Consider the following 17,419-nt stretch of genomic DNA (forward strand, 5'->3'; position numbering starts at 1 on the left):
TTTCCCTCCTCAAATCTCTTTTCTTGAAGCATGAATATTCCCTGCAAAATAGAAGATGGCAGCCATCAACAAGGCGGCTAAGAAAAGACCGACAGGCAGCATACCCGATACATAGGTACCCGAAGTTGCGCTGTAAATGTAAGTGACTGGATTCAGATCCATGTAGTAAGACCAGATGAAAAGGTGACGTACACCTGCTGGAAACAACCCCGATGTTGTTCCAATGAATCCGCCCAGCATACCCAGACATAACGCAAAAGCCTGATTGCGTACCGTAAGAGACAGCCATTGCTGAAGAGCGGTTATCGCGAGTGTAGTTAGCAGTGTGCCTATAACGAACTGCACCAGCAGAGAGAATGGTAGCGGGCCGGAAATGTTTTTGGATAGACCGAAACCGACAATGAACACAGCTTGCGCAAGAATACCATACAGAATCAGGCTGTTCGCACATATGTACTTGGCTGTGTAGACATGATTACGTCCGATGTTGGTCGTCATCAGCATCTTCCATGTGTTCCCCTTATGCTCCATGTCACAGATGCGGGACACAACGATAGCCGATATAATGGGCAGGAACAGTCCGTTCATGGAAGCGATGCTGAAGATCAAGGCTTCCCAACTCGCATTGGCTGCACTTCGGGAGATGGAGATGCTCATAGACATGGAGGCCCAGATCATTTCTGCGGCCAGAAAAAGGGATAGCATGACCCAGATCCTTTTGCGGCGGATTTTATAATACTCCAGGGATAGAGCTTTCATTACAGGCTCCGCTCCTTTCCGGTCAAATCCAAGAATATGTCTTCCAGACTTTTCTTGTGTTCCTCGATCCGGATCACGGGGATATCGTGTTCTACCAGCACCTTGTTCATCTGAGAGACTTCCTCGTCACGAAGATAGTTGAACACCAACTGTTTTCCATGAACTGTGGGCATGTAGCCTTGAGTCAAAAGGATTTTCTCTGCCCTTGTCGTGTCTGTTGTCTGAAAACGAATGGTGGTCTTGTTATTGGCTTGAAGGCTCTGCATGGTTCCCTGAAACAGCAGCTTGCCATCACTGATAATCCCGACCGAGGTAGCAATCTGTTCGATCTCGGACAACAGGTGGCTGGATAACAGGACTGTTATGCCATATTGACCCGGAAGGGACTTGATTAATTCCCGGATCTCACCGATTCCGGCCGGATCAAGTCCGTTTGTAGGCTCATCCAGAATAAGCAGTCTTGGGAAGGCAAGCAGGGCCATGGCAATACCGAGTCGTTGCTTCATCCCTAGGGAATACTGATCGGCCTGCTTATGTTTTTGATTTTCGAGCCGGACAATTTTGAGAGCTTCATCAATATTTTTGTTCGGTACGTTCCGCAGTCGCTGCATGACTTTCATATTCTCAAGTCCAGTCAAGTGGCCGTAATAAGATGGGGATTCGATCAGTGAACCTGTCTGATTCAGAATGGAAGGGCGATGTTTATTCAGATCTTTGCCGAACACCTTCACAGTGCCTTCGGTGGGTTTGATCAAACCCAACAGCATTTTTAATGTGGTTGTTTTGCCTGCTCCGTTTGGACCCAGGAAGCCAAAAATCTGTCCCGTCTCAACTGCCAGATTAACCTGGTGTACGCGGTTAGTACCGCCATAAGATTTGGACAGGTTATGCGTTTCCACGATGGGGGAAGAATTTATCATTGATCTCAACTCCATTTCACTAATATCTCAGTTGCTCTAAATATAGATCAGGCTTCTTGCTCGTGGCTGAAGATAACCTTACAATTACCTTAAATGGAAATGGAAAATATCGGATGAATGCCTTTGTGATGTATAATAAAAAGGGTGATATCAATGGAATTATTGAAGAATAAGAAAATATTGATCGTAGATGATGAACCTGAGATACGGGAAATGATTGAACGTTTTTTACGTAAAGAAGGTTTTTTTCGGGTCTATACGGCCGATAACTTCGTGAATGCGTTGGCAGTATGCAGGCTTGAAAAGCCGGATGCAGCAATCCTGGACGTGATGCTTCCAGATGGGGATGGGTTCTCTCTGCTCTCTTCGATCCGGTCATTCTCGGACATGCCTGTTCTGTTTCTGTCGGCACGTGGTGAAGATGAGGATCGATTGCTCGGTCTGGGGCTGGGAGCGGATGATTATATGGTCAAGCCCTTTCTGCCAAGAGAGTTGATTCTCAGGCTGATGGCTATTCTGAAGCGGGTATATGCCTCCAATACGGTGGAGAGATTGCCTGTATTCCGTTTAGGTGAACAAACCATTGATCTGGAGAGTGCTGTTGTGCAGGGGACAGACAGGGAGCTTCCATTGACAGCTAAGGAGCACGCCATACTGATCAAGTTGTATGAGAATCAAGGCCGGATTGTAACCAGCGATGCCCTGTGTCAAGCCGTATGGGGAGACGAGAGTTATGGTTATGAAAATACACTGATGGTGCATGTTCGGCGAATCCGGGAGAAGATTGAGGAAGACCCATCCAAACCGGTATTTTTGCTAACCGTTCGGGGCCTTGGTTACAAACTGATGGCTCAGGAGTCTAGGTGATGGATGGCGTTGTTCGAATTCTAAGAAAGTTTGTAGGATCTACCATTCTGGTATCTGTGGTGCTGTTATTGTTCAATCTAATTCTGCTAGGTTCGCTGATCTTCAAGGAAATTCATGAGGGTCCTTCCCCCGGTGCGGTTGTGAAACAGATGGCCAGTGGTCTGAGTAAGGGCGAGCAGGGGGACTATGCGCTAAACAGCGATGGAATGCAACTGCTGGATACATATCAGGCTTGGGCGATGCTGCTCGATCCCCAGGGCAAGGTACAGTGGAGCGAACGGCTTCCGGCTGAAGTCCCGCGCTCTTATGACGTGACGGATGTTGCGAAGTTCTCGCGATACTATCTTAAGGAATACCCGGTGTACGTATGGGAACGTGAAGATGGATTATTGGTCGTAGGCTACCCTAAGAATACGTACGGAAAATACCAGTTCGACTTTCTGGCAGAGTGGCTCAAGTCATTGCCTATTCGGATCATACTATTGTTGGTGTGTAATGTGGCTCTTGCTCTACTAGTATCCATACTCATTGGAACGCGGGTGATCCGTAGTATTCGACCGTTAATCCATGGCATTCACGCATTGGCAAAGGAAGAGCCTGTTCACGTCGAAACCAAAGGTATATTTAATGACCTGTCACAAAGCATCAATTCAACATCCCGTATGCTTCAGGACAAGGATGATGCTCTAAAAGCGAGAGATGAAGCGCGATCCAACTGGATCGCAGGCATTTCTCATGATATACGGACACCTTTGTCCATGATTCTGGGCTACGCGAGTGAGTTGGAGGAGCAATCGGATTTGTCAGCCGAGCACAAACAGCAGGCCTCCATTATTCGTCGCCAGGGTGAACGCCTGCGGTCACTGGTCAGCGATCTAAACCTGGTATCCATGCTGGAGTATGAGATGCAGCCTCTACAGTTGAAGTCGATTCGACTCTCGGTACTAGCAAGGCAGGCTGTGTCGGATTTTTTGAATAATGGACTGGATGAGCGTTATCCAATCTCGCTTCATGTTCAGGACGAGAGTCTTCATGTTATGGGGGATGAACGATTATTGTATCGTGCAGTAACGAATTTGGTACAAAACAGTATCACGCATAACCCGGAGGGGTGTGCAATTGTGTTGGAAACGATGCGTGCAGCAGAGGATGTATGTTGTGAATTTGTGGTGTCAGATGATGGAAAAGGAATTCCAAAAGAGTATCTGGACGATGTGGTGGTTCTCCCCTATGCGGCAGGGCGCGTACGGCCTTCCCGTCAGGGACATGGCTTAGGGCTTCCAATGGTATCAAGGATTGCGCAGGCTCATCGGGGAAAGCTTATTCTTGAGAGTGATAGTGGGGAAGGGCTTAGAGCTGCTTTGCAGTTGCCTGCTACTTAGAAAAACACCTGTCTTGGACAGGTGTTTAAAATTTTGTGCATTTAACAACGAAATAACACAATTTTGTTGTGATTCTAGTAAAAGCGATTTATTTTGTCAAATGGTGGTAAAATCCCGAAAATGGATTTACAAAAACTAGCAAATTATGCTAGAATGAATATATAGAAAATAATTACATAATTTAAATATTTTACAATATCCTGCAGTTGAGTTCAACATTGGTGTTTAGCTTTTTATAAGCTATACATATAAAAAAATTCGAATGGAGGTTTTTTCAATGAAACAATTCAATCTCGAAGCATTGCGAGCAATCGAGGACATCAGTGATGACGAGCTTATGGTCATTACAGGGGCGGTATCTGTAATTGATGCTCAAGCTAGTGGCGGTGTATTTTGTACGGTAAGTCATGAATGTCATTATAATTCGGTTTCACCTTCTTCCTGGCTTACTTGTTGTTAAATTAATTTTACTCTCATCTTCAAGCACATAGCTGATTTCAGTTATGTGCTTGATTTTTTTATGTGAGATTTTGGACACCAAACCATCCAATAGAAGGGGAATGAAATGATGAGCATACAGGAGCGATTACATGACTCCCGCTGGAGTGATGCACTCTACTTAACAGAGAAATACAAACAGTTTGTGCAGCGATATACTGCACAAGTTCCCAACGTTCCGAATGTGGACAAGCCTGTAGAGCAAACGGATTCAGGAAGAATGCAGCAATGGCTTGACAAGTTTTTTCAGGACCAGGAGCAATTGTCGAATCGCTTCCAGGCTGAATCCATGAATGTGGATACGGTGCAGGCAATGTTTAATGATGCAGGTTTTATGTACGACTTTGCTGAAATGACTTGGCATCAGGAACTCCGCAGAACATTTCTTGAGAATGAGCATCTGGAGATCGAATACTTTATTGAGGGCGATACGGATGAAATTCCGTTCTTTGAGTTTTCCAAACCCTTTCTGCAACGATCCATTCAGATCATGACCGATGGCCTGAATGAAGGATATGACTGGTTGGACAAACGGCGTGTTACAGGGCTTGTTCTGAAGACGGTCTCGGATAAAGTTTTCCACATGTCTGCCAAGACACTAATCTATGAGTTAAACAAAGCGAGATTACAAGAGGAATTGAGAGGTGAGGATTCCCGGCAGCGGTATCAGTACTTTGTGAGCCAGAACATCCAGTCCAGAGAACAGATTCTCGCCTTACTGCTGGAATATCCTGTTCTTGCCCGAGGACTTGTTGAGCACACTCTTCGGATCAGTCTTAATATGATGCGTGTTCTGGAGCGCCTGACGAGAGATCGTCGTGAACTGGAGTCTTTTTTTGGTTTCGAGCTGGATAAGCTGGAGGATATCGTATTTCTCGGGGATTCACATAATGGTGGAGCCAGTGTATTGCGGTTAGCGTTTGCGGGAGGGGGCAATGTCATGTACAAACCAAGGAACATGGCCATCGACACCGCTTTTGCCAGACTGTTGCAATGGTTTAACGATCAGCAAACGGGGTTGCCGTTCCGTATTGCCAAATCGCTGGATCGCTCCGAATATGGCTGGCAGCAATTTATACCCTATGAGGAAGTCACCAGTCTGGAGGCAGCGGAACGTTTTTTTGAACGGCAGGGGCAGTATCTCGCTATTCTATATGCCGTTAACGCAACGGACATGCATATGGAGAACATCGTTGCCCAAGGTGAGCATCCATTCTTTGTCGATCTGGAATCACTGCTGCACAATCAGCCCTTCAAATATGTGGAGGACAAGGAATACTATACGGCGCTGGAGAAGACCCTTTCGATATTGAATGACTCCGTGTTAAAAACGAGCATGCTGCCCACGCTGGACTCCAATGCCTTGTATCACAGTGATCTAAGCGGGCTTGCGGGGGACGTAGATCAGGTACTCAACACGTATGAGATTCACGATAAGAATACAGATACCATGAGAATACAAAGAAGCAAAGTAAGTGTGAGTCGGTTCAGTCATTTGCCTTCATATGAACAGACCCCCATCAAACCTGAACGATATATCCAAAGTTTGAAGAAGGGTTTCTATCGTATATACAACGCCATCATGGAGCAAAAGGAGTCGTTTATCTCCATCGTTTGCAATTATTTTTATGGTTGTGCTGTACGAACGATCGTTCGTCCGACTGTTACATATTTTACGCTGATTGAAGCCAGCTCCCATCCCAAATATCTCAGAAACGGGCTGGATAAGAGCTTGTTGTTCGACATGATGTGGATGATTGTACGACAGGATCGTATGCGTGAAAAGCTCGTGAAATATGAATGCTACGATCTATTGCACGGAGACGTACCTATGTTCCAGACCTGTATCGGCCAGGACATGTTGTTTCACCACCACGACAACCAAGCCATTGCCGGCGTATTTTCCTCTGATATTTTAACGCAGACTGCGGATAAAGTGCGGGCAATGAACCCAAAAGACATGGACATGCAGTGGGAATTTACCGAAAGGACACTTCAGACCAAGTATGTGCTGGAACGTTCATTCGCTATGGAGAAGAGTACCGCAAGTGTGCAACCGGCACAGTTGAATGAACTTCGAATACCCATGACAAAGGAAGGATATTTGCATGAAGCCGTAAGGATCGGGGATTACATAAAGGATATTGCCATTATGGGAGATGAAGGTCTTTCGGTGTCATGGATCAGCATGGGTATGGATGCAGACGAGAAGTTAATCTACAAATCTTCGGAATTGGGGTTATATAACGGGGTAACGGGCATTGCCTATTTCTATCTGTATCTGAGTCAGGAGACAGGTGACCACAAATATATGCAGATGGTTCATCTGTGTATTCAGACAGCCTGGGAGATGATCCGCAAAAAAATCGATAAAAACATCTCATTGTTCACTGGCTATGGATCACTTCTCTATTTACTGGTTCATAAAGCCAACGTATGTTCCGAACCGGGGATTAACCCGGATACGCTGGAATTGCTCGATATCCTGGACGATATGGTCGATAATGATCAGCAATTGGATGTGATCTCAGGTTGTGCAGGTACATTGATGGCTTGTGTGGACATGTATATGAACTTTCAATCGCAAAAAGCGCTGGACGTGGCTGTTCGATGCGGAGATCGTTTGCTGAAGCTTGCGCAGCCGATGGATCAAGGTATGGCTTGGGTGACGTCAGCGATTAATAAAACGCCACTTAGCGGCATTGCACACGGGAACGCAGGCATCTGTCTGAGTCTGGCCCGTCTATACAGTGCTACAGGCAACAAAGCCTATCTTGAAACCTGTATGGAAGGACTGAAGTATGAGGAAGCCCTCTACAGTCCTGAAGTGAACAATTGGAAAGATCTGCGGTTCACCGATGGCAGCATGCCGGAAGAACATTATGTCATGTACTGGTGTAATGGCGCACCTGGTCTAGGGATCGCCCGTATAGGGTTAGCGCAGCAATTGAGGTCATTAGGAGCTATGGATACAGTTGAGAAGGATATTCGCAGAGCGTTAGCCAAGACGATGGAAGAAGGGTTTACAGAAGTTAGCTATTCGCTCTGCCATGGGGATATGGGCAATCTGGAGTTGTTCCTACTCGCAGCCGAATATTTGCAGGATGAAGAGTTGAAGGAGTACTCAGTTCAGATGGCAAATTACATTGTGACACAGGTGAGACATGATAACCATCATTGGAGATGCGGCATTCCGGGTCGTCAGCAAATCCCAGGACTGATGCTAGGGCTTGCCGGCATTGGATATCAATTGCTCCGACTTTACAATCGTGACCTGCCTTCGGTACTCATGATGGAGGGACCAAAAGGCAAGAAAATAAGGGATATGGCGCAGACATACGCTATGGAAACGGCATCCGCTCAGCAGCAGATGGACACAATGGAACAGTCACCCCATATGGGGCAGCATTATGCCTGAACGGCCTGTATTCCGTCTGCGCGGAAAGAGACAACGCAAAGTCCCTGTCAAACTGCAAATGAATCAATATGATTGTGGCCCTAGTTGCCTACATATGTTACTCGCATATCACGGCTACGAAGCGGATTTCACGGATCTGAAGGAACGTTTTGCAATGCTGGGGAACGGTCGGGATGGCAGTTCCATGCTCAAAATGAAAGAGGTTGCCCAGACCTATCATTTGAAAGGGATAGCTAAAAAAGCGCCTGTTGAATCACTCAACAATGACTTTCTGCCAATCATTTGTTTCTGGGAAGACAGCCATTTTGTCGTGCTTGAGCGGATCAAGACGGGTGGTCAGTTCATTATTGTCGATCCGGCTTTGGGCAGGCTGGTTATCAGTACGCAGGAGTTTGCGGAGAAATATTCAGGTATTTTTTTGCTCGTATATCCGGATGATGGCTTTGTACCTTTGTCCGAGAAAAAGATTAGTAAAGTGGCGTACTTCAAGGATTTGATTCGCAGTAACAAAAAATATTTTGGTTGGACCATTCTACTTGCTCTGGGGTTGCAGTTGGTTTCGGTGGCCTTTCCGTTCCTGATGCAAGTTTCAATTGATGCGGCTACTAGCGGTGAGGGTTACTCGTTATTTCCTGTCCTAATCACCAGCATTGTGCTGTTAACCCTGTTTCAGATCGGCTTCAGTTATATGAAGGATATGTGCATTGTACGGCTTCAGGAATTGCTGGATTCCCAACTGACGACAAACTTTGTCTCACATATGCTCAGACTGCCTTATCAATATTTTGAAATTCGTTCACGTGGGGATCTGATGCTGCGAATTAATAGCAACACAACCATTCGGGAAATTTTGTCCCAGAAGATGATCTCTACGCTGATCAATCTATTTTTAATTGTTGTTACATTCACATATATTATAATCCAGTCCCGTTTGATCGCTGTCACACTGCTTGGTGTAGGGCTGATACAAATTCTTGTTTTTGTATACACACGCAGCAGATTCAAGAAGCTGACACAAACTCAGATTGTCGCCCAAAGTCTGGCTGGATCATTCATGACGGAAGTGTTGGAAGGCATCTCGACCATCAAATCACTAGGGATTGAAGAGCGTACCGCGGAGAAATGGAGAGCGTTGTTCAAGCGTCAACTCGCAACAGTCAAGGAAAAAGCGATTTTTCAGACGAGAGTGAATACCGTGACCAATACGCTGAACTTTATGACTCCGATGCTCATTCTACTGGTGGGATTATATCAGATTATGCAGGGGAATATGACCCTCGGTATGCTCGTTTCATTCCAGTCTCTTGCCGCGCTGTTTCTGGGGCCGTTGAACTCGCTTGCTTTGATGCTCAATGAGTTCGTGATGGCGGATGCGCTACTGGATCGAATCTATGATGTCATTCAAGCCGAGGAAAGTAATAAATTCAAGAAAAAATCAACGCCACCCCTTCATGGCGTGAAGCTAAATGGGGATATTACAATTGATCAGATCAGCTTCAGGTATACGGACTATGGTGAAGATGTGCTTAAAAATATCAATATTGCAATCAAAGCGGGGCAAAGGATCGCTCTGGTTGGCAAATCAGGATCAGGAAAGAGCACCTTGGCAAAATTGCTGGTAGGGCTGTACACGCCGACCCAGGGCAATATCTATTTTGACGGGATGAATGTAGAAGAACTGGAACAGCAGGATATTCGCAGCCAGATCAGTATCGTGCTTCAGGATAACTTTGTTTTTAACAATACTGTTCATGACAACATTAGGCTGCACGCAGCGGATTCAACGCTGGAGGATGTGATGATCGCAGCGAAGCTGGCTGATATTCATGCCGATATTGAGAAGATGCCAATGAAGTATAATACACTGATCTCTGAGGCGGGATCGAACCTGTCTGGAGGGCAGAAGCAACGGGTAGCTCTCGCACGAGCATTGGTGAGCAGACCCAAAGTTCTTCTGTTGGATGAGGCAACCAGTGCTTTGGATACCGTTACAGAGGCGACCATTGCCCATAATCTGAACATGTTGAAATGTACCCAGATTATCATTGCCCACAGGCTAAGTACGATCCGAAGCGCGGACACCATATATGTGCTGGACCAAGGTGAACTCGTTGATGCTGGAACACATGATGAATTGATTGGGCGGTGTAAATCCTACAATGATCTCGTGTGTGAACAACTGGACGAAACCGGGGCCAGACAGTATGGATGAGGCTAGTGAGGATGATGTTCGCGGAAGACAAAAGGCTTTCTTTTCTACACAATATGTGTTGAAAAGAAAGCCTTTTTTGTTATATATGGAAAGCCGAGAAGCTAAACTGATGCAAGAATTAGGAAAGTGGGTAATGTACACCAAAGTGTCCTATATGAATCATATAGGAAGAAAGTTACATGAAAACGATCCTGTTAGCCGATATGGCTCATGTTGATTTTGTACTATGATGCAGGTAACAGATGAATAGGGTGTACTTCACATATAGTGAATGCCTCGATTCTACCAAGAGGGGGGATTCGTATTAAACGTGCAGGATGGTTGAAGGGTTTATTCACACTAATGATAGTGTTTACTATATTTCTGGGAGGTTGTCAGAACATGAATGCAAGTGAGAAGGAAGCTTTATACCAAGAAGCTGAAGCAACCGTAATTCAGCACTTCAAGCAGAAGTTTGAACTGGATGTTGTGATTACAAGCAAAGAGTTGTTGCCGGAAATGGCAGTGTCCCAGATTGGTCTGAAAGGCCATGTGAAAGATCATGAAGATCAGAGCTTTGGCATTTCGTACGACTACAAAAAGAAGGTAACCAAGAACCTGGTCATTAGCCCTGAGATTGAGAAAGTGATGATGGCCAAGGGACACGATCCATACGCCAAATAAAGGGAGGTGTAGTTATTGAGTAACGGGTCCAATATTGATGATGAAACGTATAAAACGATGTCTGATCTAGCCTACCAGGATCAAAAGGCTGGAGACAAATTAACGGAACTCCCCGGATGGGAGGTCCTTGAGGGGACGGAAAGCAACAAACTTTCCGGTTTTGATGCCGTAACCTTTTATAATCCCGAGACCAAGGAAGCGGTCATTGCTTATCGTGGTACAGAAGGAAGTGCGTCCTTGGATCGGTCTGTACCTGACTTTGTCATGGATGGCCGTATTGGGGGCGGAGAGTTGATTCGTAAGGGTCAGCAGGAGGCTGGGAATTTTGTTAATAATCTTACGCCGGATTGGCTCGACAAAGGGGTCCAAGGCGTCAAGGACTTCACAGGCATATCCAAAGTGGAGAATTGGGCTGGTGACAGGGTAAGAGACGTGGAGAACTGGACGGGTGATCGCGTAAAGGATATTGAAAAGACCGTTTCCCCTACAGGCTGGGCCAATCAGATGTATCAATCCGAAGACTACGCAAATCACATGCAGAACAAGCATAAGGACCTGAATTTCTCGATGACCGGACATTCCTTGGGCGGGGGAAATGCACAATATGCGTCTGCTTATACAGGAATTCCAGCCGTGACGTTCAGTGCACCATCGGTAATGGGGAATTTGACGCCAGAAATGCGGCGCCGGGCTGAATCGGGTGAGTTTGACGGGCAGGTTGTGAACTATGCCAATCCCAGTGATCTGGTAGCCAGCGGAACATTGGGAGGATATGACCGGCATGTAGGATCGACCTTCTACATTAATTCCAATTATGAGGATGCCAATGATGGAGTGGGCATTATCGATAAGGCCAAGAACTCATTTGGCGGGGAAAACTATCACAGTCTGGATCAATATGATTTCAAAAATGGTTACATATCCAATGACCTGTACGATCCGATTACTGGAGAGAGAATCCGCTATTCACCGCGTCTTATGGATCATATGGGACCATTCGGCAAGAACTTCGGTCCGTTACGTTCCAAGTCTGGCGGCGGTATGGCTGCAGTGGGAGGCGCTTCCGGTTTGATTCAGGTAACGCCCGAAGAACTGAAAAGTGTCGCTTCCCGGTGGAAACAAAATGCACAGCAATGCAATGCTGAGCTGAATCAGGTAAGGAGCCGCATGGCTCAATACCTGCATACAAGCCGTAGTCGCAGGCTGGAGCCAATTGTCACCCAACTGGACGCGTCGATTCAAGAACTTAGCACATGGCATATGAAACATACCAGCCAGTTCCTGAACTTTATTGATGAGAAAGCAGATGCCTTCCGGCAGGCGGACGAGAGTCCGGTTCATTTTAATTAGGAATCAGGTTGGTTAAATGTCGCTATCACGTACATGGGGGAGGGGAACGCAAGTGGGTGGACAATTGCTGGTGGAATTGAATGATCTTCGAATTGCGGAAAAAGAACTGACACAGCTGCTTGCCCGTCTGCAAGCCGATGAACAGGAAGCGAGGGCGCTATACAGTCGCCTGAACGATTGGAAAGGGCAGTCTGCTGACTATACAAGGCAGCAGATTGAAGAGTTTTTTGCGGGCCTGTCCAAACGTATTCAATCCATCGAAATGCAGAAGAAAAGCTTGCTGCAATATATCGAGATCATGATCCAGACGGATCAGGAACGCTAAAGAGTGGTAAGGCTGATGCCATATTGCGGATGGTAATCAGCGTGGATATTAATGTGACCGTGGAGCGGCATGATTAGTGCCTAAACCACGATTGTAAAGAACATGGATAGCCAATCAAGATGATGATAGCTAAAAAAGCCTATGGCATATCGGGTTTGATCCCGACACCATAGGCTTTTTTCTAATCTCAACTTGTCTCAGGTTTTCGTAAAAATGTAAGTTAGTTCTTAACGTTTTTTGCGACGTGTAGCCAACGCGATCCCCAGGAAGGACAGAATCAGAGCCAGAATGGATACGATCAATGTTGCTTGTTGAAGTTTCAGTGTACCCGGGTCTGTATCCGTGTTGTTTGGCTCACCTGTAACGGTGTCATTGAGTGCATCGCCCAGCGTGGTGTCATCGTTTGCTTTGCTATCGTCGTTAGCCGCGTTATCACCAGTGCCTGCTTCTGTACCTGCACTATCATGCCCTTCATTGGCATGACCTCCACCTGCCGCAGCATTACCAGCAGCAGCCGGATCTTCACTAATCGTCGTGATACTGTGCGGGTTGGCGTCACTTGGTTGGCCTGTCCATTCTACGATGCTGCCATCACTGTAGTATTGGAAGGCATCCCAAGCTACTTCAGCTTCCGCCTTAGGGTTCTGTGCAACGAAGTTGAACTGCTGGAATTGTCCTGCCAGAATGCCTTCATTATCGCCGTCAATTTCCCACGTAATCGATGTTACTTCATTGGAATCGTTTTTCTCTGTAGTGATTTTCCAGCCTGCCAGTGGTTGATATTGCTTGAATGCAACACCTTCCGGAACTTTCATGGTGATCTTGGTTGTAGGCAGTTCTTTCTCGGATGGAATCTTAATCGTGTACGTCTGCCATGCGCTTGTCTGTGCAACGGATGGGCTAACGGTAACGTGAGCGCTCGCGAATCCGGCGAATAACATGAATGCTGCGGTACCTGTTGCGATAGTGGATGTCAGTTTGGAAATCCATGATGTTTTCTTCAAAATAAATAACCCCTCTCAGTTCTTATCATATATGATGCGGCCCATTTTCTTAAATGAGTGTCTACGTTCTGCAAAGGCACCGTTCGGTTACGAATGGTTCTTTCGATCACCGTTATTCCCGGATTTTTTTGATTCAACAAATTGAACAAAAGATGGTTTACACATACATTCCGATGACAGAATAACCCTCCAATCGCTGTTATCCCCAGATTTTTTTGATTCCCTTTTCTCAAAGGGAAAATCCGGTGATAAAGGCGAACGCTTCGCTTTTTCAGGTTTTTTCTGTCCTCTCCGTTTCAGTGCAAACATTAGTTCAATTTATATTTAGTAAGATGAAATCCGGGAATAAAGGCGAGTGCTTCGCTTCTCCAGAATCAACTTCGTTTCCTTCACTACATTTGCAGTTTGTAGAAACACTAATTTTAGATTGGGTCACTTTTCAATATAAACGTTGTGTAACTATGGCTTGGCGGTGTCGATCTCAAATTCGGCATCCAGTGCATCCAGCGTTTTGGTCAGAAGATGTACCTTGATATTCCAACGTCCAGGCATGGAGATGTAATCTTCAGCCTTGTACACACCAGTGTCGTTTTTCGGAATGGTAATCTCATAGATCCCCATATCCATGTCCAGATGTGTGAGTGACAGTGTGATCTGTTCCAGATCATTAACGATACTGCCATCTGCACGTTTCACATCGACTTCAAATTGGTTCTCTCCCGTCACATTGGGACTCACCTGAAGTGTGATCGCTGAGCCATCTTCCGTAGTCTTTGTCTCCTGATACGGACCGACTGCTGCTGGTTGTCCCGGAGACAGGTGTGTTAGTACGGCAGCAAGGGCGAGAATCACAGCACCAGTAGCAAGCTCGGCTTTCAGGCTGCCGGATAATCTGCTCCCCGTTGCTGCTCTTGCTAATCTGGCATGACGCCATGCAAAGAGAACCATCACAATCAGCAGGACGATCTTGCCGATCAGGACAAGGCCATAAGCTGTAGTGAACAAGGAAGTCAGCAGAGGTGCTGGTAGAATAATCAGACTGCTGTATATTCCTGTAGCAATCAGAGCGGCTACGGCGCCAATTCCCCAGGCGGTAAACCTGCGAATAGCAACCCAGTAGACCTCTCCTCGCACCTTCGATGGCAGCTTATCCGCCAGTGGAGGCAGACATATCGCCATGGCGGTTAGTGCGCCAATCCAGAAAGCAGCACCAATTAGATGTATGAAATCCATGGCAATCGCCAGCGCACGTTGATCCGCCGCAGCCGGATGTCCCGTCATGGCATGCGTGAACAGCCATCCAAGCACGAGCACGAGTGACCCGTAAGAAGACCAGATGCGAGCACGGATGGATCGATCGCGATCATATCCGGAGAGAATCGTGACGGCCAGCAGCATTACAAGGAGTATCTGTAACATCCAGATCTGGCCAAAAGACGTTAGTTTGAGCGCACTTCCAATAAGTGCCCAGCTTAGTTCGCTCAGAGCCACACCAGATTCATATAACGTATTCAGTGGCAGGCTGACCAGAGCGGCAAAGGAAGCAGCAGCATAGCTGATCCATAACAATCTGTAGCTGCCCGGAACGTCCATAGGTTCTCTTGTCATGGATGTCGGTGCAATTCGTAGCAGCAAGAATGCCAGTGTCCCCAGAATAACAGACAGCCCGAGATACTGAATCCAGTCTGTCAGGGATACGATCCATTTCAGCGGCCCGCCTGTTGAACCGGAACCGGATGTTAGATCACTTAGCCCAGCAGGCGATCCGGAAGGTTCACCGATATGAAAAACATATGCCCCTTGAATTGGGTGCCCATCGGCAGACACAGCTTTCCAGTTAACGGCATAAGTCCCGTTCCCGAGTCCAGCCCGCAGGCCAGTCTCCAGAATATGAGGGCGATCCACATCAATTTGAACTTTTCCATCGTCTGCTTGAGTACCGTCAGGACCGGTAATTTTGATATCATAAAAGGCCGTCTGCAAGGATTCGTTGAACTCCAGCGTCAGCCGTTCCGGAGCAGCTACGAGGATCTCATTTTCTCCTGGCGAAGCCTTAACAATATAAGCATGGGCAGATGCCCACTGTGGCATAACAAGGCAGCACACGAGCAACAGACAGGTGACCAATGCCCAGTGCCGTTTGCCCCAATTCAGGGTAAAGCGTGTAAAAATCAAAAAATCATCACCCTCAGGTTATAGATTTGTAGTCATTCATGGTCATTTAAACACAATCTAACCCATTATAACTTTGTCCAAAATGACTGCGTATGACTACATTGGGCTATAAAAAAACGATTTGGTCTACATAATTGTGACAAAAGCATGAATGCTATGTCATTTCTCACCTATGTCTGAGGCATCTGTGAATCCGAAGCAACAATGTTTATTTGCGAAGTTTACGTCCTGCAAGCCCGCTCTCTAGCGCATAGCGGGTGAGTTGTACCCGGTTTTCAAGCTGGAGCTTCTGCAAAATGTTTTTGAGATGATTCTTCACCGTCTGGTCTGAAATACCGAGTTGATCGGCGATCTCTCGATTGGTATATCCCGCGGATACCCATTGCAGAATCTCAAGTTCCCGCGCTGTTAGCGGGTTATCTTGCACATCTTCACTGCGTGGTGCGGGAAACTCCTGCAAAATCCGGTAGGCCAGTTCCTTACTGAGCGGTGCATCGTCACTGACGATGGCGCGCAGGTATTCAAGCCAGGTGGAAGGCGTTAGATTTTTGAGCAAATAGCCTTGAGCACCTTGTTTCAGTGCTTCGAACAGGAAGGTCACATCATCCGATACCGTGACCATAACAACAATAACATAAGGGAATCGCAGCTTGATCTGACGGGTGGCTTCCAGCCCATCCATGTCCGGCATCTGCACGTCCATCAGGATTAGGTCAGGCATCCATTGCCCGGTGAGCTCCAGCGCTTCCTGTCCATTCGAAGCTGTACCAATCACTTCAAACAGGCTGTCCTCGGATAAAATGCTACAGATCGCTTCACGCGCATGCGCATGATCATCAACCACCAGTACACGTACATGTTCCATATTAAGCATGCTCCTTTCCTATCGTCATTCGTGTATGCCCCGGTCTTGAATCGAGGGTAAAAGACCATCCCATCTCGGCAGCACGCTCCTTTGTAATTCGCAGTCCGTACCGATCCTTCAGATGAATAGGATCTCCACTTAGTCCATTCCCATTATCCTGAATATAAATGAACCAAGCAATTGGGTTACCTTCCGCATGAACCTGAACGCGGGTAGCCTGCGCATGTTTGCGTACATTCAGTAGTCCCTCCCGAATACAGGCGAGCAGTTCCACTTGTTCCTTGGCAGAGAACGTTACACCCCTGAGGTCCCAATGAATCTGTGCACCAGGTACCGTTTCCTTGACGAGCACTTCGACCTGCGCATGCAGTGAAATAATCTCGGGTGCCACCGTAGAGGAGGGAACAAAACGCAACTGGGCAATAGCTTGCCTTACATATGTATTGACTTCATGCACGGTTTTTTGAATCTCCTGGATCTCATGCTCATGTCCGCTCCCTGCCAGACTACGGCCTGCTTTATCGGTCTTCACTGACAGCAGGAAAAGAGACTGAGATATGCCGTCGTGAAGTTCCCGTGCCAATTGGTCACGAGCCTCCAGCGCTGCTTTCGCCGCACGTTCCTGCTCCAGAGCAGCCCTGGCACCTTCGAGCATGTGGAACAATCGGCTGAGCAGTGTCACGCTGACGAGGTAAACGATGACGGGTGTTAACCAGTTCCCGGCATCCATCGATAGGTATGGCATCAGAAACTGATGGCGAATGTATTCCCAAATGCCAACCGTGAATGTGGGGATCAGCAGAATCATCCATTTGATTTGTTTATAGGACATGAATGCAGAACTCCTTTGATCTAGGATTAGCTTAATAAGGTAATTTATTTATACAGGGATGGGACCATTATAACGCAAGCTTGTCCAAGACCCTAGTCTGTGTCTTTGGGGAATGCTGGGGAGGATCAGGGAGTATTTAGAAGGATATC

At 46.7% G+C, this 17,419-nt stretch carries 14 protein-coding genes; 8 read left to right on the forward strand and 6 right to left on the reverse strand.

Annotation, left to right across the window (positions count from 1 at the left end; genetic code table 11):
• Nucleotides 1-9 precede the first annotated feature (9 nt).
• Both NZ043_RS11575 and NZ043_RS11580 read right to left on the reverse strand, forming a co-directional pair.
• The gene (locus NZ043_RS11575) at nt 10-759 is read right to left on the reverse strand and encodes an ABC transporter permease (protein WP_091038114.1); all 750 of its coding nucleotides are present in this window, start codon (nt 757-759) and stop codon (nt 10-12) included.
• Complete coding sequence (locus NZ043_RS11580) at nt 759-1,676, reverse strand: ABC transporter ATP-binding protein (protein WP_091038361.1); 918 nt, start codon at nt 1,674-1,676, stop codon at nt 759-761. Before NZ043_RS11580 ends, NZ043_RS11575 begins: the two co-directional genes overlap by 1 nt.
• A 156-nt stretch (nt 1,677-1,832) precedes the next feature.
• On the opposite strand from NZ043_RS11580, the gene NZ043_RS11585 reads away from it, so the two are divergent.
• From NZ043_RS11585 to NZ043_RS11620, 8 genes are all read left to right on the forward strand, one after another.
• A complete protein-coding gene (locus tag NZ043_RS11585) occupies nt 1,833-2,546 on the forward strand; it encodes a response regulator transcription factor (RefSeq protein ID WP_074093207.1) in 714 nt (237 codons plus the stop codon).
• A complete protein-coding gene (locus NZ043_RS11590) occupies nt 2,546-3,928 on the forward strand; it encodes a HAMP domain-containing sensor histidine kinase (RefSeq protein ID WP_091038116.1) in 1,383 nt (460 codons plus the stop codon). The genes NZ043_RS11585 and NZ043_RS11590 overlap by 1 nt, the downstream gene beginning before the upstream one ends.
• 277 nt (nt 3,929-4,205) lie before the next feature.
• The gene (locus NZ043_RS11595; RefSeq protein ID WP_074093209.1) at nt 4,206-4,388 is read left to right on the forward strand and encodes a type A2 lanthipeptide; all 183 of its coding nucleotides are present in this window, start codon (nt 4,206-4,208) and stop codon (nt 4,386-4,388) included.
• A gap of 105 nt (nt 4,389-4,493) precedes the next feature.
• Nucleotides 4,494-7,844, forward strand: a complete 3,351-nt coding sequence (locus NZ043_RS11600) for a type 2 lanthipeptide synthetase LanM family protein (RefSeq protein WP_339311873.1) — start codon at nt 4,494-4,496, stop codon at nt 7,842-7,844.
• Nucleotides 7,837-10,056, forward strand: coding sequence for a peptidase domain-containing ABC transporter (locus NZ043_RS11605; RefSeq protein ID WP_249912978.1), 2,220 nt, complete (start codon nt 7,837-7,839; stop codon nt 10,054-10,056). The genes NZ043_RS11600 and NZ043_RS11605 overlap by 8 nt, the downstream gene beginning before the upstream one ends.
• Nucleotides 10,057-10,437: 381 nt before the next feature.
• Nucleotides 10,438-10,719: a hypothetical protein gene (locus NZ043_RS11610; protein WP_091038121.1), complete on the forward strand. Its 282-nt coding sequence runs from the start codon at nt 10,438-10,440 to the stop codon at nt 10,717-10,719.
• A 15-nt stretch (nt 10,720-10,734) separates the two neighbouring features.
• Entirely contained in the window at nt 10,735-12,069 is a 1,335-nt protein-coding gene (locus NZ043_RS11615; RefSeq protein ID WP_240768288.1) for a hypothetical protein, read from the forward strand.
• Nucleotides 12,070-12,121: 52 nt separating this feature from the next.
• Nucleotides 12,122-12,394 (forward strand): hypothetical protein, encoded by a 273-nt coding sequence (locus NZ043_RS11620; RefSeq protein WP_091018402.1) that lies wholly within the window; start codon nt 12,122-12,124, stop codon nt 12,392-12,394.
• 227 nt (nt 12,395-12,621) lie between these two features.
• On the opposite strand, the gene NZ043_RS11625 is transcribed toward NZ043_RS11620, so the two are convergent.
• From NZ043_RS11625 to NZ043_RS11640, 4 genes are all read right to left on the reverse strand, one after another.
• Nucleotides 12,622-13,398, reverse strand: coding sequence for a YcnI family protein (locus tag NZ043_RS11625; protein WP_240768287.1), 777 nt, complete (start codon nt 13,396-13,398; stop codon nt 12,622-12,624).
• 459 nt (nt 13,399-13,857) lie between these two features.
• A complete protein-coding gene (locus NZ043_RS11630) occupies nt 13,858-15,573 on the reverse strand; it encodes a copper resistance protein CopC (protein ID WP_339311875.1) in 1,716 nt (571 codons plus the stop codon).
• A gap of 208 nt (nt 15,574-15,781) precedes the next feature.
• On the reverse strand, nt 15,782-16,438 hold the full coding sequence (locus NZ043_RS11635; protein WP_017691021.1) for a response regulator transcription factor: 657 nt from the start codon (nt 16,436-16,438) through the stop codon (nt 15,782-15,784).
• 1 nt (nt 16,439) lies between these two features.
• A complete protein-coding gene (locus NZ043_RS11640) occupies nt 16,440-17,270 on the reverse strand; it encodes a histidine kinase (protein WP_339311877.1) in 831 nt (276 codons plus the stop codon).
• Nucleotides 17,271-17,419: the final 149 nt, after the last annotated feature.

Origin of the sequence: Paenibacillus sp. FSL k6-2145 (assembly GCF_037976585.1) — a bacterium.
Lineage (GTDB): Bacteria > Bacillota > Bacilli > Paenibacillales > Paenibacillaceae > Paenibacillus.